15 protein-coding genes are annotated in these 17,208 nt (G+C 71.8%); 6 read left to right on the top strand and 9 right to left on the bottom strand.

Features of this window, described 5'->3' with window-relative positions; all coding sequences use genetic code 11:
- Positions 1-14: 14 nt before the first annotated feature.
- Positions 15-1,898: an HSP90 family protein gene (locus IE265_RS28240; protein ID WP_190038533.1), complete on the top strand. Its 1,884-nt coding sequence runs from the start codon at positions 15-17 to the stop codon at positions 1,896-1,898.
- Between the two features lie 2 nt (positions 1,899-1,900).
- Positions 1,901-4,852, top strand: coding sequence for a hypothetical protein (locus IE265_RS28235; RefSeq protein WP_190038532.1), 2,952 nt, complete (start codon positions 1,901-1,903; stop codon positions 4,850-4,852).
- Between the two features lie 123 nt (positions 4,853-4,975).
- On the opposite strand, the gene IE265_RS28230 is transcribed toward IE265_RS28235, so the two are convergent.
- From IE265_RS28230 to IE265_RS28215, 4 genes are all read right to left on the bottom strand, one after another.
- Positions 4,976-5,530, bottom strand: coding sequence for a TIGR03086 family metal-binding protein (locus IE265_RS28230; protein ID WP_190038531.1), 555 nt, complete (start codon positions 5,528-5,530; stop codon positions 4,976-4,978).
- The gene (locus IE265_RS28225) at positions 5,527-6,066 is read right to left on the bottom strand and encodes an SRPBCC family protein (protein WP_190038530.1); all 540 of its coding nucleotides are present in this window, start codon (positions 6,064-6,066) and stop codon (positions 5,527-5,529) included. Before IE265_RS28225 ends, IE265_RS28230 begins: the two co-directional genes overlap by 4 nt.
- The gene (locus IE265_RS28220) at positions 6,063-6,425 is read right to left on the bottom strand and encodes an ArsR/SmtB family transcription factor (protein WP_190038529.1); all 363 of its coding nucleotides are present in this window, start codon (positions 6,423-6,425) and stop codon (positions 6,063-6,065) included. The genes IE265_RS28225 and IE265_RS28220 overlap by 4 nt, the downstream gene beginning before the upstream one ends.
- 379 nt (positions 6,426-6,804) lie before the next feature.
- Entirely contained in the window at positions 6,805-7,386 is a 582-nt protein-coding gene (locus tag IE265_RS28215) for a hypothetical protein (protein ID WP_190038528.1), read from the bottom strand.
- 277 nt (positions 7,387-7,663) lie between these two features.
- On the opposite strand from IE265_RS28215, the gene IE265_RS28210 reads away from it, so the two are divergent.
- Both IE265_RS28210 and IE265_RS28205 read left to right on the top strand, forming a co-directional pair.
- Positions 7,664-7,903 (top strand): hypothetical protein, encoded by a 240-nt coding sequence (locus IE265_RS28210; RefSeq protein ID WP_190038527.1) that lies wholly within the window; start codon positions 7,664-7,666, stop codon positions 7,901-7,903.
- Entirely contained in the window at positions 7,903-8,280 is a 378-nt protein-coding gene (locus tag IE265_RS28205; protein WP_190038526.1) for a fic family toxin-antitoxin system, toxin component, read from the top strand. The genes IE265_RS28210 and IE265_RS28205 overlap by 1 nt, the downstream gene beginning before the upstream one ends.
- A 129-nt stretch (positions 8,281-8,409) precedes the next feature.
- Here IE265_RS28205 and IE265_RS28200 read toward each other — a convergent pair whose 3' ends face one another.
- Positions 8,410-9,801: an FAD-dependent oxidoreductase gene (locus IE265_RS28200; RefSeq protein WP_190038525.1), complete on the bottom strand. Its 1,392-nt coding sequence runs from the start codon at positions 9,799-9,801 to the stop codon at positions 8,410-8,412.
- 845 nt (positions 9,802-10,646) lie between these two features.
- Between IE265_RS28200 and IE265_RS28195 the strand changes: the two genes are divergently transcribed.
- The gene (locus IE265_RS28195; RefSeq protein ID WP_190038524.1) at positions 10,647-11,369 is read left to right on the top strand and encodes a dienelactone hydrolase family protein; all 723 of its coding nucleotides are present in this window, start codon (positions 10,647-10,649) and stop codon (positions 11,367-11,369) included.
- 297 nt (positions 11,370-11,666) lie between these two features.
- Positions 11,667-11,975, top strand: a complete 309-nt coding sequence (locus tag IE265_RS28190; protein ID WP_229916651.1) for a hypothetical protein — start codon at positions 11,667-11,669, stop codon at positions 11,973-11,975.
- Here the strand turns inward: IE265_RS28190 and IE265_RS28185 are convergent.
- From IE265_RS28185 to IE265_RS28170, 4 genes are all read right to left on the bottom strand, one after another.
- The gene (locus tag IE265_RS28185; protein ID WP_190038522.1) at positions 11,972-13,189 is read right to left on the bottom strand and encodes an MAB_1171c family putative transporter; all 1,218 of its coding nucleotides are present in this window, start codon (positions 13,187-13,189) and stop codon (positions 11,972-11,974) included. The two genes, IE265_RS28190 and IE265_RS28185, sit on opposite strands and share 4 nt — an antisense overlap.
- A 16-nt stretch (positions 13,190-13,205) precedes the next feature.
- On the bottom strand, positions 13,206-14,369 hold the full coding sequence (locus IE265_RS28180; RefSeq protein WP_190038521.1) for a DUF6545 domain-containing protein: 1,164 nt from the start codon (positions 14,367-14,369) through the stop codon (positions 13,206-13,208).
- A gap of 151 nt (positions 14,370-14,520) precedes the next feature.
- Entirely contained in the window at positions 14,521-15,072 is a 552-nt protein-coding gene (locus IE265_RS28175; RefSeq protein WP_190038520.1) for a hypothetical protein, read from the bottom strand.
- Between the two features lie 782 nt (positions 15,073-15,854).
- Entirely contained in the window at positions 15,855-17,114 is a 1,260-nt protein-coding gene (locus IE265_RS28170) for a Rieske 2Fe-2S domain-containing protein (RefSeq protein WP_190038519.1), read from the bottom strand.
- Positions 17,115-17,208 lie beyond the last annotated feature (94 nt).

The raw sequence follows: 17,208 nt of genomic DNA, 5'->3' as shown, positions 1-17,208 counted from the left end.
CTCCGGACTGCCCCATGACTCTGCCCGACGCCTCCCCGAACCCGAGCGACGCCGACCGCACCTTCCAGGTGGACCTGCGCGGCCTCGTCGACCTCCTCTCCCACCACCTCTACTCCAGCCCCCGCGTCTACCTGCGTGAGCTCATGCAGAACGCCGTGGACGCGCTGACCGCCCGGCACCGACTCGAACCGGACGCCCCCGCCGAGGCCTTCGGCATCCGCCTGCACGCCAACGGCTCCGTCGTCCGGGTCGAGGACGACGGCGTCGGCCTCACCGAGGCGGACGTGCACACCTTCCTCGCCACCATCGGCCGCAGCAGCAAGCGCGCCGCGGGAGCCGCCGCGGACGAGCCAATCCCCGGCTGGGGGAAGATCGCCGAGCAACGCGGCGACTTCATCGGCCAGTTCGGCATCGGCCTGCTCTCCTGCTTCCTGGTCGCCGACGAGATCCACGTCATCAGCCGCTCGGCCCGCACCCCCGACGCACCCGCCGTGGAGTGGCGGGGGCGCGGCGACGGCAGCTACACCGTCCGCGTGCTGCCCTCCTCGGCCCGTCCCCGGCCCGGCACCACCGTCACCCTGACGCCCCGCGCCGACGCCGCAGAGTGGACCCGGCCGACCCAGGTGCACGCGCTGGCACGGCAGTTCGGCTCCCTGCTCCGCCACCCGGTGACCTTCGACGACGGCACCGCCGGCCCGGCCGCACCGGTCAACCCGGAGCCCGCCCCCTGGGCACGTACGTATCCGACGCCGGGCGCCCGCTCCCGCGCGCTGGCCGCCTACGGCGAGGACGTCCTCGGCTTCACACCGCTGGACACCATCGAGCTGGACCTCCCGGCCGTGGGCCTGAAGGGCATCGCCTGCGTGCTGCCCGAGACGGTGCCGGCCGGACGGCGCCACGGCCACCGCGTGCACGTCAAGGGCATGCTGCTGTCCGAGCGCGCCGAGGAGATCCTGCCCGAGTGGGCGTTCTTCGTCCGCTGCGTGGTCGACGCCGAGAACCTGCGCCCGACCGCGTCCCGCGAAGCCCTGTACGAGGACGACACCCTCTCCGCCGTCCGGGACGCCCTCGCCGAGCGGCTGCGCGAGTGGATCGCCCGGGCCGCCGCCAGCGACCCGGACCTGCTGGCCCGCTTCCTCCAGGTGCACCACCTGGCCGTGAAGTCCCTCGCGGTGCACGACGACGAGATCCTGCGGATGCTGCTGCCCTGGCTGCCGTTCGAGACCACCGACGGGCACGCCACCCTCGACGAGTTCGCGCGCACCCACCGCACCGTGCTCGTCACGTCCAGCGTGGAGGAGTTCCGGCAGGTCGCCGCGATCGCCTCGGCCGCCGGCCTCGGTGTGGTCAACGGCGGCTACACGTACGACCGCGAACTGGTGCACCGGTTGCCGGAGATCAGGCCCGAGGCCAGCGTCGCCGACCTGGACCCCGCGACCCTCACCGCCCATCTCGACCCCGTCGACCGGGAGACGGAACTGGGCGCCGCCGCCTACCTCGCCCTGGCCCGCGACGCCCTCGCCGTCTTCGACTGCGACGTCGCGCTGCGCGCCTTCCAGCCCGCCTCCGCCCCGGCCCTCCTCGTCGACAGCCGGGAGGCCCGGCACGAGCGCACCCGCTCCCACCTCGCGCGGGAGCAGGAGGGCGGCCTGTGGGGCGACATCCTGGGCGCCCTGCGACAGGAGGCTCCCCGTGCCCAGCTGATCCTGAACCAGCTCAACCCGCTGGTCCGCACCGCCGTCACCATCGACGAGCCCGAACTGGCCCGCACCAGTGCCGAAGCCCTGTACGGGCAGGCCGCGATGCTGTCCCGCCGTCCGCTCAGGCCCGCCGAGTCCAGCCTGATCAACCGCTCCTTCCTCGACCTCCTCGCCCACGCCCTCCGCAAGGACAGCTGACGATGCCGACCGCACCCCGACCCCAGACGACCGACGAGCTGAACCAGGCCCTGGAGGAGAACGACCGGCGCCCGTACGGCCGCACGCGCACCGTCACCGCCGAGGAACTCGTCGAGGCAGCCGAGCAGTTCGCCGAGCCCGTGCCGCTCATCAACGCGCTCCTCGAACTCCAGGAGGCGTACACCTACGGCTCCGAACCGCGGAAGTCACCGGTCGTCTTCGCCCGCCTGCTCACCCTCTTCGACGAGCAGCCGGACGTCTTCGACGCACGCATGCGCCACCTGCTGTTCTGGCGCTTCAAGTGGGTCGCCGGCGCCCTGCGCGCGCTGCCCGAGATGCCGCTCACCAGCCAGCGCCAGTGGCTCACGGAAATGCGCAGCCGCTACGAGAAGGCGGGCCTCGGCCTCCAGCCCTACTACGGACAGGCCTACCAACTCGCCGCCCACACGGGCGAGAACACCGCGGTCGCATACGAACTGTGGGCGGCCCGCACCCGCACTCAGCTCAGCGACTGCGAGGCCTGCGAGATATGTGAGCGTGCCCTCTTCCACCTCGCGGCGGGCGACGACAAGCGGGCGCTGCGCGCCTGGGAGCCCGTGCTCGCCGGGAAGGAGTCCTGCCAGGAGGAGCCCGCCCGTTCCGTGTCGCACGCGCTGCTGCCCCTGCTGCGCACCGGCAGCGTCGAGCAGGCCGTCGACATGCACCTGTCCGGCTACCGCAGCTGCCGGCGCAACCCCTCCATGGCCGGAGAGGTCGGCCGGCACCTGGAGTTCTGCGCGTTGACCGGCAACGAGGCCCGCGGCCTGGAGCTCCTCGCCGAGAACCGGAACCTGTTCGACGAGGTGGATTCGCCTCTGGACCAGCTCGACTTCCTCACCGGCGTGGAGGTCCTCCTCCAGCGCGTCGAGCACCTGGGCCACGGCGACCTGCCAGCCGCCGGATACTCGGGCCGCACCTGGACGGTGGCCGACCTGCGTGCCGAGGTGCGAGGCCGCGCCGACGACCTCGCCGGCCGCTTCGACACCCGCAACGGGACCACGGCCCGCAGCGACGTCCGCCGGACCCGCCTCGACCGTGCCCCGCTCCTGGACGCCCTGGAGCTGACCCTGCGCGTCCGCAGCCTCGACGACGTGGCCGCAGCCGCCCCCGCAACGACCCCAAGTGCCGCGCCCACCCCCCGTACGACCGCCCCCGTCCCCGACTCGCTGCCCGAACTCATACTGGGTGCGAGGGAGTTGGACCATCAGGGGCATCCGGACGCGCGGGCGTGCTGGGAACGGCTCCGCACACTCCACACCGCCCGCGGCTACACCCACCCCGACGACCCGGCCGTGGGCCCGCTCCTCCTGCTGCGCGCGGACCTGCTGGCCGACGAGGCCAACAGGGCCGGCGAGAGGGACGAGTACACGGACGCCGCCGACCTCCACGAGGAGGCGGCGGGCCTGTACGAGGACGCGGGGGCACCGGCCCACGCGGCGCTCTCCCGTGCCTGTGCCCTGCTCGCCACCGCCGAGATCCCCGCGGAGGGCGACGGCGCCGCCGAGGCGAAGGCCGCCGAACTGACCGCGGCCCACGCGTCGATGGTCCGCCTGTGCGAGGAGACGCCTGGGCTCGTTCCGGAGCTGGAGGCCCGCCTGCTGCGGCTGCGGGCCACCGCCCTCGGCCTGCGCCTGCAGGCTTCGGGGAGCGAGGAGCACGCCGCGTCCGTCCTGGCCGAGGTGGCACTGCTGCACGAGTTCGCCGCCCGGCACGACAACGACGGGCAGGTCTCCGGCGCCCTGCTGCTGCGCGCAAGCACGTACGCGATCTCCGGCGACCTGCCCGGCGCGGTGGCCGAGATCGACGGCCTCCTCGACCGGCTCAAGGCGCACGGCCCCGCGTGGCACGTGCCCCGCACGCTCGGTCTGCGCGGCCGGCTCCAACTCGGCCTCCAGGAGCCGCAGTCCGCGCACGCGAGCCTGTCCGAGGCGGTGCGCCTGGCCGCAGAATGGCCCCTCGGCACGGTCGACACCGCGCGCCTCCACGCCGACCTCGCCGGCGCCTGCATGCACATGGGCCGCCACGACGAGGCGCTGCGGCACCTGACGCGCTCGGCGGAACAGGACCTCCGCCGCGGCAGCAGGACGGAGGCGTTCTGCACCTACAGCAACGCGGCCCAGCTCAGCCTCGACCTGGGGCGCGTCGAGGCGTGCATCGCCCTCCTCGACTCCGTACTGGCCGAACCCGACCTCGTGGCAGGCGAGGTGGACGACCGGCTGGTCGCCCAGCTCCGTCTGACCCGCGCCCGCGCACTGTACGCCGGGGAGGACCTCAAGGCCGCCACGGCGGAGTTCGTCGCCCTCGCGGCCGAGTCGGCCGGCTGGGACGACGACCCGGGGAGCCACGCCATGATCGCCGCGGAGACGGCTGTACTCCTGGGCGAGTCGGGCGAGTTCGACCAGGCCCGGAAGGTCGCGGACCAGGCCCTCGCCGCCCATGCCCAGGACCCGCGATTCGAGCAGATCAGCAGTTGCCTGCGCGAACTCGCCCGCACCCAGGCCCAGCAGCAGGGCGCCGACGGCCTGCCCGGCGCCCGCGCCTTCCTCGCCGAGGCGGGGAAGGTCGCGGACGAGGCGCGTGCCGCCGGCTACGAGTCCCGTGACCGGTCCCTTGACACCGCCCTGGCCTACGAGCACGGACGGGTCAACGCCTACGCCGGGGCGTACGACGACGCCCTGGCGTCCCTGGACAGGGCGCTCGCCCTGCTGGGAGAGCCGGGCACGGACGAGGACCGCGCGGGCGAGTGGGCCGAGTGCGTCCGACTCGCGGGTGCCGTCCAGGGCATCTACCTGGAGCGCCCCGCTCCCGCCCTGGCCCGCCTCGACTCGGCGATCTCCCGCCTGACCGCCCTGGGCCACACCGCCGAGGCCGAGCCGCTGACCGCCCTGGCGGGCCGGCTGCGCGACGAGCAGTGACGCGAACTCCGGTGCCGGGGCGACGACGTCGCCCCGGCACCGGAGGGCCTCACGAGGTGCCGGCACCCGCCCGCACGTGACCTCGGGCCGGAGTGCGCGGACGGATCGTCGGCGCGACCGGACTCAGGGCCTGCGGCCGATGAAGGCGAGCAACTGGGTCTGCACGTCGGCGCCTTCGGCCACCTCGACCCGCGGACCGTACTGCCCGCTGCCCCGGAGCACGTCGTCGAGCGGCAGCATGCCCTCCAGCAACTGGGCGCACTTGCCGGGATCGAGGCGCTCCTCCTGGCCGGTCGCCCGAGCCAGGTCCCAGGTGTGCATGAAGACGTCGGAGGTGTAGAAGCGGTCGATCGCCTGGTCCAGCGGCACCTCTCCGATGTGGGGGTTCGACAGCGTCCGCTGCGCCGTGGCCGGATCGTCGAGGACGGCCTGCACGCCGTCACTGTGCACGGTCCAGGCCGCCACCGGATCGTCGTCCACCGAAGGTCCCTTCGGCAGCTCGACTCCCGCGCCGGCCTTCAGGAAGTCCGGGAACCACTCGACGAGGTGGCGCACCACGTCCCGGGCGGCCCACCCCTCGCACGGTGCGGGATCGTCCCAGGCGGAAGGGCTCGTCCCGCGCACGCGCTCCGTGAATGCCCCCGCGACGGCGCGGTGTTCATCGGCTGCCTTCGTCATGATGCCAAGCCTTCCGTTCCGGTCTGTCGGTCGGCATCGCTCCGGTCAAGGCCGAGCAGCTCGTCGAGCCGCTCGTGGCCTTCCCGGACGCCGCGTTGCATGCCGCTCCTGATCATCGAGTCGCGGGCCTCGACGGAGTCCATGAGGGACTTGGTGGTGACCCGGGTGCGAGAGCCGAGGGCCTGGAAGGTGGTTGTCTCGAGGCTGACGCCGTCCGGATGGCCGTCGAACGCGAAGGTCTGCACGATGCGTTCGTCCGGCCGCACCTCGTGGAACACGCCGTGGAACCCGTACTCCGTGCCGTCGTCCTCACGATGCACATAGCGGTACGACCCGCCGCTGCTCGCGTCGTACGTGTCGATCCGCATGGTGAGCCGACGCGGTCCCAGCCACTGGACGACCAGGTCGGGGTCCGTGTAGGCGCGGAACACGCGATCCGGTGAAGCCTCGAACTCGCGGGTGATCACGATGGTGGGAAGGGCCGGGTCGGCCACGATCTCCGTCTCGTGCCGGTGGTTCGCCTTTGCGCCGCTCATGATGCCGCCTCCTTCGCCGGGGCGTCCGCCGCCGACTGTTCCGCCGTCCGCTCGAGGACGGCGTCGAGCCGACGGAAACGGTCCTCGGCCTCGCGTCGGTAGCGTTCGATCCACTTCGTCATCAGGTCGAGGACGTCCGCCTCCAGACGGCAGGGCCGCCGCTGGGCGTCCCGGCCACGACTGACCAGACCCGCGTCCTCCAAGACCTTGATGTGCTTCGAGACCGCCTGCACGGTCACGTCGTACGGCTCGGCCAGCTCATTCACCGTGGCGTCACCGGAAGCGAGCCTGGCCACGATGTCGCGCCTGGTCGGGTCGGCCAGGGCGGAGAACACCCGGGACAGCCGGTCGTCGGCCATCTCGCACCTCGCATTCTTCAACCAGTTGGTTGAATAAACGGTAAGGCGCGTCCCGTGGCATTGTCAACCGATTGGTTGAATAGTGGCCCCGGGCTGGACCGGGTCGGTACGGCGGGCGCGTGGGGGTCGGGCGGGGCCGGCCCTCGCGAGGACGCTGCGGGTGGCGCGGTCCTGTCGCTTTCGACGCTGTCGCGTCGGCGCTGCGCGGGTCGGGAGTCGGCGGCCGAATGCCTGGTGGGCAGGGTCGGAGCCGGGGGAGGGGTGGCGGGGTCGGGCCGGTGTCCGATCGAGTGACCGCGGAGCCGTGCGGGGCGCGTGCCGGGGCCTGTCGGCGAGGCGGCGGTGGTGGCGCCCGATGCGCGGGTCGCGGACGCCTCTCTCAGGCTTCCGGGACCACCCATTCGGCGGGCTCGGGCAGTGACTCCGGGCTGTACAGCACGCGCTCCGGACGCTGGGTTCCCGGCACGGCGAAGACGGTCTTGCCCCGGACGCAGTCGCCGGTCTTCAATGTCGCCTCGTAGGGGTATTCGGGCTTGGGGAAGTCGTCGTACGTCACGCTGCTGGGCTCGATGCGCGCGCCGTCGGCGTAGGACAGCGTCCACGGGAAACGCGTGACTTCGGCCGGCCCCTCCTTGGCGCACGCCTTGATCTCCAGCGCGGCCCATATGTAGCCCGCCGTCCCGAACTCGTTGTCGGCGGTCGTCCGGGCTCCGACGCCCTGTTCGTACTCGAGGACTGTCAGTTCGAGGGTCCCGCCTTCCACGGGGTCGGTGAAGGTGAGGACCTCTCCGAAGTCGCGGGGGTCGGCCGAACCGGATCTCGGCGCGGTCTCCGGGCTGGTCGATCTCTCGGCAGCGGCGTTGGCCGCCGCGTCGGAGGTGTTGTCACTGCCGCCGCAGCCGGCCGTGAGGGCGGCGAGGCCGAGCAGTGTTGCGGTGATCGTGGTGGTGCGGGCGCGCATGGTTCTCCCCAAGGGCGTTGAGGTGTTGTGTGGGCATCATGGGCCGTGTGTGGGACCTGTGTTCGGTGTGTATCCGAGTTGTGACCTGGCGTGAGCGATACATGCTCGATTACGGTGCGTGAGCGACCTTTTTCTTCCTCGAGGCCCCTTTTTTGCGCCGCGCCGGCCTCGGCTCGCGGATCAGGAGCCGGCCTCTTGTCGCCCATGCGGGTCCGCGTGCCGCCGATCGATCCGGGAACGCGCCCCCAAGGTTGGTAACAGCTGTTACCATCCGGCTATGGCGAAGACACAGTTGGGTGCGCGCGTCGACAGCGAGATCAAACAGCTCGCGGAAGCCCGGGCCAGGGATCGCGGACTGAGCCTCGGCGACTACATCGCCGTGCTCGTGCAGGAGGACACCGAAGGACTGCGGCAGCGCGGCCTCGACGCGGCGGAGCGCTTCCTCGGTGAGCACCAGGGCGTCTTCGACGAAGCGGAAGACGCCGACCGCCGCCTCCCCGGAGCACACGCCGCCTGATGGACCTGCACATCGACGTCCCCTGGATCCTGCAAGTGGCGGAGCTCGCGGGAGCGGGAGATCCGGCCCCCGACGACTACGGGGTACCGGTGGCCGCGGTCGCCTGTCACCGCGCAGCGCTCCTGGAACAGCCGGTCTACGACGGTCCGTACGCCCGTGCCGCCGCCCTCGTGCACATCCTCGGCCGCTGCCGTTGGCTGGAGCGCTCCAACCTGGCCGTGGCCGCGGCCACGGGCGTGATGTACCTGGAGGCCTCAGGAATCACCGTCAAGCCCACACGGGAGGATGCCGTCGCCCTGCGCGACCTCCTGCGGGAACCCGCCTGCACCGCGGCAAGGATCGCCACGCTGCTGCGCGGCTGGCCGCAGGCCACCTGACGCCGACGGCCGTGGGCACGGCGCGGGACCCCGGCGCCACGCACTGCTGGGCTGCGCGTCCCCCGATCGCGGTGGCGGTTCGCCTCCGCGGCCTGCCCGGCATCGCGATCGGCAGGCCGTCCCGCCCCGTCAGGGCTGAAGCCCACCCAGGATCTTCCGCTCCGCCGGTGTCAGCGGCGGCTCGGTGAGCGGCGGCAGCGAAGGGCCGTTCAGGGTCGCCAGAACCACGCCGGGTCGCAGCAGCCGCGTCGGACCGGCCTTGAGTCCGGTGACGTCCCACAGCGCGGACGCCGCCGGGTAGGACCGGGTGGCGGCTCGGACGAGTCGGCGCGTGTACCGGCCGGCGAGGCGATCCGTCGTGGTGGGCGCGGCGCCGCGGACCTCCGGATAGAGGATGTCCTGCCCCACCGCCATGTTCCACGCCGCGTCGACATGCTTCGCGGCCGCCCGCTGGACGGCCCGCGCGTACCCGGGCGACCGCGGATCGGTGCGTGTCGACTCCCGTCTGAGCGTGAGCGCTTCGAGCGCCACCACCGACATTCCCTGTCCGTAGGCGGGGTTGAAGGTGGCCAGCGCGTCGCCGAGCACGACGAGGCCGTCCGGCCAGGACGGCGTCTTCTCCAGGTAGCGGCGGGAGTTGCTGGTGCTGCGGCTGACGAAGACGTCGGTGAGCGGCTCGGCGTTCGCGATGAGCCTGCCCACGATGCCGTGCGGGAGATCGAGCGTGTACCGCAGGAATCCGTCGGGGTCGGCGGGCGGCTCACCTCCACGGGTTCCCGCGAGACTGACCATCCAGCGCCCGTCCTCGATGGGGACGATCACCGCGCTGCGCCCCGGCAGGCCGGCGTAGGGGTCGGCCTGTATCACCGTCAGAGGGAACGATTCGGCTCCGGGCGGTCGCCGATAGATCCGGGTGGCGTTGACGAGACCGGAGTCGACGCTCCGCTCCTCGATGCCGGAGACGCCGATTCCGGCGAGCCACGTGACGATCCGCGAGCCGCGGCCGCTCACGTCGACGACCAGCTCGGCGGGCAGCTCCTCCGGCCCGCCCGCCGGGCCGTCGAGGCGGACTCCGGTGACCCTGTGCCGACTGCCCAACAGGTCGGTGACCTTGGCCCGGCGGACGGTGACGTTGTCGAGACCGTCGAGGACCAGTCCGCGCACGGCCCAGTCCAGCAGCGCCCGGCTGCACGTGATCATGTGATGCTCGTCGTGGGTCCAACGACGGAACCAGCCCTCGCTGGACAGGGCGAGCATGCCCGCACTGAGGGAGATCTCGTGGGCCCCGGCGGCCAGCAGGTGCTCGCGCACATCCTGCCGGGGCAGCAGCTCCTCCATGGCGTCGAGGCCGCCCGGCATCAGGAGATGGGCGTGGCGCCCCTGCGGCAGACCTCGGCGGTGGTCGGGTCTGTCGGGCAGCTCGTCGTTCTCCACGACGATCACTTCGTCGTGTGCCGGGGACAGCGCGGCCGCCGCCAGGACCCCGCCGAGTCCGGCTCCGATGACGACAGCTGTACGCATGGCACTCCTTGGTTCAGTTTGATCTGGCGCGGAACCCGGCATTCGTGTCCGGGAGGCGGCGCATCTGCGGATCGCTCCGACCCGTGGGTGCCCGCGGGTCTGTTCCGGTGCTTGGTGGGGCCGCTTCTGGTTGCCGATGTCTTCGTTGACGATCTCCAATCATGCTCCGCCGCACGAGGCGGTGAAGCACGAAAGGCACCAGAAGTTGAACACTCCACAGCTATTTACGGATGCGGGCCGGAAATCCTTCGCGCCGCCCGCCGCTCCGAGTGGCCGTCACTTCTCGGAAGCGGTGCACCGGCAGCCGGACCTCCAGCCCTCCCCGTTCAACTGCACTCACCGGGGCGGAAGGACCAAGTGCCCGCGACGGGAGTGGACGGCTGAACCGCCCCTGAGGGCATGGGGGTTCGAATCCCGGCATGGCGACATGGCTCAACGATACGGTCACGTCTGTCGGGCTCGATCTGCAGGTGAGTCCCCCGACGCCGGGTACCGACACGATCCCCGTGCAGTGCTCCCGTGCCTGTCGCGGCCTTGCGCGTGATCGACGATGTCGCGCACCAGGCGTGCCGCGCGAAGGTGCCTGGCATGCCGCCTGCACACGGTGAGCCGTCGCCGCGTGCGCCGTCGTCGCGGTGCGGCATGGCGGCGCGCGGCCGCCGAGGCTCGGCAAAACCTGCTGGCGGTGCCGCAGCGGCGTTGCTACCCTTCCGGAGGCCGTGCGAGAGAACGAGGAGGTGGTACCCGTGAACGCTGTATCGACATGGGTGCTCTCCTCCGGAGTCACGGTCGGGCGGTAGATCGTCCGGGAGCGCCTTTCATGAGCCCTCCCGAAAGGCACGACCGTGCAATTCACTTCTGAACAACGCCTCGACGACGGCGTCCTCGAGCGCGAGTTCACCCTCGGCGAGATCCCCGGCACCCTCTGGACTCCCGGATCCGGACCTGCCCCCCTGGTCCTCATGGCCCACAACAACGGCCTGCCCAAGGCCGAGCCCCGGCTGGTTGCGAGGGCCCGGTACACGGCGGCGCGCGGCTACGCGGTCGCCACCATCGACGCCGTCGGCTGCGGTGATCGTCCCCGTTCCGCCTCGGACGAGCAGGCCCGCACCGACCTCCGGCGGGCGATGCGGGCCGGGGAGCCGGTCGACGAGATCTTCGAGTCGTTCATCGGCCCGATGGTCGAGCGCGCGGTCCCGGATTGGCGGACCACACTGGACGCCCTCCTCGAACTCCCCGAGATCGGCGGCCCCGTCGGGTACTCCGGTGGGTGGACCGCCCTCGGTATCCGGCTGGCGGTGGTCGAGCCACGCATCACCGCCGCGGGCTTCTTCGCCGGAGGGTACGTACCCCGCGCGCAGCGGGAGGAAGCCCGACAGGTGACCATTCCGCTGCTGTTCCTGCTGCAGTGGGACGACGAGGGCAACCCCCGGCAGCGGGCCCTGGACCTGTTCGACGCGTTCGGCAGCAAGGAGAAGACGCTGCACGCCAATCTCGGCGGCCACACCGGCACCCCGTGGTTCGAGTTGGAGGACGGGTGCCGGTTCCTGGACCGGCACCTGAAGTGAGGCCGGGCCGACCGGCGCCCGGCAGCCTGTAGGCGGCGTCGGCGGTGTTGCCGTCATCGAGGAGGAGCAGCGGTCCTGCCCTCCTCGATGACGGCGGCCGCCGTTCGGGCACCCGCCCTGAACGCGGCGGCAACGGTTGTCGGCAGTCCTGTGCCGGCCGATTCGCTCGAGACGCCGTCGGCGATCGTGGCACGATGTGCCGCATGACGACGAACCGAAGGGTCCATGCCGCGTAGACGGCCGGGTCGGATTCGTGCCGACGCCCCCGTCGCACACCGGACACGGGGTGCCAGGTCAGTGGTCGACGGCCTCTCCTCGCACGCGCAGTCCGAGATCGTCCGCCTCGAACGCACCCGCAACTATCTGCGCCCAGGCGACATCAGTACGGCTGTGGACCTGTGGAAGGACTACGTCCGCCGTCCCGAACGCGAGCTGTGGCACGACCACGAGTGGGGCAACGCGCACTGGTACTGCTGCGGCAGCCCGCTCGAAGCCCGCGCCCTTCTCGACACCGTGCTGGGGGCCATGTCGCTGCGGAGCGCACGCGAACTCCGAAGGATCGTCGGCCGGTCGGACGCCGTCTGGGACGGCCCGTCCTCGATCTAGGAGGCGGACCGTGAAGAAGGGCCGAGTCGCGAGGACTTGTGCGGGGTCGCCACCGCCCGGTCGCGGTCGCCTGCGGAACCGCGGGCCCGCAGGACGAGTGGGGACGTGGCCAGCGCGTCGGCGATGCCCTCCAGCGTGGAGGCTTCCGGTGTCTGGTTCGCCATGCGACCGGAGTCGTCGGGTGTGTGGCCGTCACGCTCACGTCGAACGGCCGCCACGATGATCACGGCCCAGGCCTCGGCTTCTGCCCGCTCCGCGTCGCCCGTCGCCTCGAGCGAGGCCGCGAGCGTGTCCTCGTACAGGGTGCGGTCGAAGTATCCGTCGAGATGGAACAGAGCGTTGTGGATGCTCGTCTGACGCCAGGTCAGCAGCATGCCGGGGATGGACAGGTAGGGACGGCGGAGCCTGAGGCTGTGGCGGGTGAGGACGTCGTCCAGCTCTCGTTCCAGGGGCGCCAAGCGTACGTACGAGCGCCGGTTGCGCCGCCACGCGCTCAACGTGGGGCCCAGCAGCGGGACCACGACTCCGGTGACGGTCAGCAGGGCGCCCAGGCCTGCCAGTCCAGGGCTGACCTCGGTGCTGAGGCGCGACCAGTCCCGGCCGGACCAGCCGGCGACCAGGGCGGCGATCTTGGAGATGCTGTATCCAGCGTTGATCACCGTGCCGACGCCCATGGTCAGCAGTCCGGCGCGCAGCCAGCCGTCCACCTCCCGCGCCCAGCTCAGGCACCACGCCGACGTGACGCAAACGGCCGTGAGATGAGCGGCCAGGTAGAGCACGATCATCTCGCGTATGTACGCGGTGTCGGCGTAGTAGGTGTCGAAGTCCGCGCGACGCTCCCGCGAGGCGTCTCCCAGGGCGAACAGCGTCGCGATGCCGACGAGCACGAACGTGTAGGCGAGCACCCAACTGCGCGCGGTCCGACGGACGTTCGGCCCGCCCCTCCAGTGGACGATGAGCACCAGGGACGCGGCACCGTACGCGGTGATCGCCGCATAGGTGAGCGGCGCGGCGAGGTTGGGGACACCGCTCAGGGAGTTGATCGCCCCCACGGTGGGCGGCGCGCCCAGCAGGAAGCACAGACTCGCCAGGCCCAGGAGTGAGCAGATGGTCCGCAGGAACGGATTGCGCCAGTCGCGGGACAGGTCGGGCAGCCGGGCGGCCAGCCCGAGCAACAACGCGCCGCAACTGAGGTAGTTGATGAGGCCGCTCATCTTCCTCTCTCCTCCATCATGCCTGGCTCGGTGACTGCGCAGGAGTGTGCAGGCTCGGGTCGGCGAAGTCGTGGGACAGGGACCGGGACAGCGACACCAGGGCGTACACGGACTCCCGGGTCGCCCGCAGTTCACAGGTTCCGGCCGCGTTCGTCGGCGCCAGCTCAGCGGCGTGGGAGGCGAGGGCGTCCCGTACGACCGCGGCCTCCGCGAGCGTCTCGGCCTCCCGAGGGCCGCGGCCCTCGGCGAGAGCGCACGCACGCGCCCGGCCGAGCACCTCCTCGGAGAAGTGGGGGTGCAGCCGCAGCAGCGCGTCGTGGATGGCGGTCTGCCTGCAGGCGAGCCGTTCCGCGGGCAACTGCCACCACGGGGAGGCCGGTTGCAGCGGCGGCGTGACGTGGCGCACCGCGGCCCACAGAACGCCGAGAGCCCGGTGGTCGATCAGAGCCTCCCACTGGCCGCTGGCGCGCGGCACGATGAATCCGAGGGCGACGAACAGCCCTGCGACGCTCACCGCGACCGGGGCGACGGAGGTCGAGAGGAAGTCGAGGTCGTGTCCGGCCCACCGGGCCACGACCGAGATGTACTTGGTGGCCTGGAAGCCCACGATGTCGAGGAACGCGCCGATCACGACGAGGAGCAGGCCGGCCCGGAGCATGCCGCTGACCTCGCGCTGCCACGACACGCACAGCCGCAGCATGGTGATCATGGCGAAGCTGTGCGCGGCCAGATAGAGCAGGATCATCTCGCGGATGTACGGGGTGTTGGCGTAGTAGCTGTCGAAGTCGGTCAGGCGCTCCACCGGAGCGTCTCCGAGCACGAACAGGACCACGATCAGGACCGCGCAGGCGCTGTAGACGCTCACACAGTGCAGCCATACGCGGTGCGCCCTGACGGGGTCGCCGCCCCGCCAGTTGATGACCAGGCCCAGAACTGCTCCGGAGAACGCCGTGTTGAGGGCGTAGACCAGCGGGGCGGAGAAGTTGGCTGTGCCGGTGAACGCGTTCACCTCCGCGATGACGGGAGGCTGCGCGTGGAAGAGGGTCACGGCTCCGATGAGCAGCACCGCGTATCCGGAACGCACCACCGGGATGCGCCACTTCCTGCGTCCGGGCAGGTGGACGACGAAGGCGAGGCACAGGAGGAGAACCGGAGCCAGGTACATGGACGTGGGCTTCACGCGCGGGGACTCCTTCTGGCCGTGGGGGAGCGAAGGATGCTCGGACGCGGCGCCGGACGCCGGGGCTGTGGGGTGCGGTCCGGGTGCGCGGGGGACCGGGCCTGCCGGTCGGCGGGCCCGAGCGGATTGCGGTGGTCGGGCTCGGAGGACGCTAGCGGCCACGGTGTCCCAGCGAGGCCCCGATACGGTCGGCGAGACTGCTCGTGCCCACCTCCTGCGATGCCTCCATCCACGAAGTCAGCGTTCGGCTCAGCAGCAGCCCGAACTTCTCGGCCTCCCGCTCGGCCTCCTCGTGGAACGTCGTGCGGGTGGCGAGGGCCACCGCGTCGCCGAGATCGCCGTCCGGACTCAACAGGCGTGCGGCCTGGCCCTGTTCACCGAGATGGACGCCGCAGTTGCCCTTGAGCATGTGCCAGATCTCGTGGCCGACGATGACGACCTGGTGCCAGACCGCGGCCCGCCGGTCGACGGCGATGATGTCGAACTCCTCCAGCTCCATCCACAGGCCCGTGGCGGTGTCCGGGGGGAAGATCTCGCGGCGCAGCACCACGTTGCGACCGCGCTTGGCGGCGGCGATCCGTACCAGCTCGTCGAGCAGGATCTCGGGGTCGACGGGTCGTTGCAGGTCCAGGGTGTCGAGGCTCGCGGTGAAACTCTCCGCGAGCCGGCGCATCGCCTTGTGCGTCGTGCCCCTACTCACCATGCTCCCTGCGGGACGTCGTTACGAGCTGTGACCGCCACCCGATCCCTGCCACCTGGTCCTCTTCGCCTCGACCCCCCGGCCCGGGGGGCCTGCGGCACCGGGTGCGCGAGCGGGCAAGTGATCCCGGTGGTGTGCCGCGCGCGGCGGGCGGGCGTTGCCGGGCGGTCCGTCCGGGGCCCTCCGGCATCGGCAGGCACGGTCGTCGCCTCGTCGCGCGAAACGCCCGCTCCGCGCAGGTGTCCGCACCCGTCGAGCGGGTCGGTGACAGGACCGGGCACGTGGTCGGCGGCCTCGGCGATGCGGCGCAGCGTCTCGGCGAGTGAGGGCTCATACGCGTCCGTCACCGATGGATCTCCCTGGTCGCCCGCTCATGCCGAGGCGAGCGTAGCCGGTCGAGCCCCCCGGCGAACAGGCGCGGCCGGAACTGCACCACAGGGCTCCGCCCGCCAACCCCGCGCAGCCGCCCTCGCGTTGCCGGCCGCGCCCGTCGTCATGCTGCAACCGTGGCCCTGCCATGCCGAGTCGGCGCCGGTCCGGACACTGTCGGCATTGCGCCCGAGCACGTCCGGACATGTGCCGTCGGCAGGTGAGGCGTCGACGGGACGGCGGGTTCGGGCCGGAACGCCGCTCGATCACGTGGCTCACATGGGCCGGGCGGACCCATGGACCACGTCAGTTGCGGGGCGACGCGCCGCCGGGCCGGCGGATCCGGCGTCGCATCCTCGGGCGCCGGTTCGGCCGTGTCCGACGGGCCGAGGCGTCCGACACGCGCGACGAGGCGCCTACTCGGCCTCGGCGGCGCCCTCCGTTGCCAGGTCCGAGGACCGCACCGCCCCGACCCGGTCGGGGACCTCGGCACGCTGCGGTCCGGCGAGACCGCACGGACCGCATCCGGGCGACGGCTCCGCCCGCAACGGCACCCCGTTGGCGCGCAGGACGTCACGGACGTCGAGAATCAGCGGGAACACCTCGTGGTTGCGGTCCTCGTCCTGCTCGTCCCAGGCACGCTGCTCGGCCTCGACCGCCATCCGGTCCTGGGCGAACACGCGCTCGGTGAAGCGACGGATCAGCGGCCACGCGAGCTCCAGCGCCCCGGGCACGGACGGCTTCGCGATCGTCAGCAGACCGTAGGCATGGCAGACGCGCTGCTCGGCGTCCTCCGGCACATAGGCGGCCCAGAGCGAGAACGCCGGCAGGTCGTTGCCCTCGGGGACACCGCGCAGCGTCTGGTACGGGTACTCGGTACGGATGGTGATGACGTCCGGCCTGTCCCGGCCGCCGACACCCTCCGCGGAGAGCAGACCCGCGCCGCGGTCCTTGCGGCCTCCCGCCGGCACGAACAGGTATCGCGCCTCGACATGCCTCGGGCCGGACTCGTAACCGAGCAGTTCGGGCTTGATCCTGCCGAGCACGCTCCGGTGCAGGAACTGGTGGTTCATGTCGAGCAGGTTCTCGTGCATGAACGAGTAGTGGCAGCGCACCGTGCGCGAGAAGGTCATCGTGCGGTGGGCCGCCGACTCGTACTCCGGCAGGAACGGGAACGGCGCCTCTTCGGCCAGGGCGGGATCGCCGGGGAAGACGAACACCAGCCCGTAAGCCTCGCGGACCGGGAAGGAGCGCACACCGCGCGGCGGGCGTTCGCACCCCTTCGGGAGATAGGGGATCTGCGAGATGCGGCCGTCACCGCGATAGGCCCACGCGTGGTAGCAGCAGCGCAGGATGTCGCCCTCCACCACGCCCATGCTCAGCGGTACCTGACGGTGCGCGCAGCGGTCCTCGAGGGCGTGGACCGTGCCGCTGCGCCCCCTGTAGAGGGCGATCCGCTCGCCTGCGAACACCGCAGCGAAGGTCCGGTTCCGGCGCACCTTCCGGGAGGTCGCCACCGGGTACCAGTGGTCCGGGGAGATGCCCACCCGCCGGAGGTCCGTGACCGGGCCGGGGAGCGCGGCCACGCGGCCGTCCAGACGGTGCGGGGGGAGGGCCGACGGGCCGGCGGTGGAAGTCCGGTCCGCTCCGGTGTGCTCGGGCCGAGCGTCGGTCATGGGCTGTGCTCCCTTGCACTGGGGGAGGGAAGTCATGTCGCGGGGCGGCGGGGAGGCCGTGCGGCGATCCCACGCACCGCCGACCGCCGACGAG

This window comes from Streptomyces fructofermentans (assembly GCF_014651055.1).
GTDB lineage: Bacteria > Actinomycetota > Actinomycetes > Streptomycetales > Streptomycetaceae > Streptomyces > Streptomyces fructofermentans.
The sequence above is the reverse complement of the archived record's forward strand: the minus strand, read 5'-3'. Positions and strand labels throughout refer to the sequence as shown.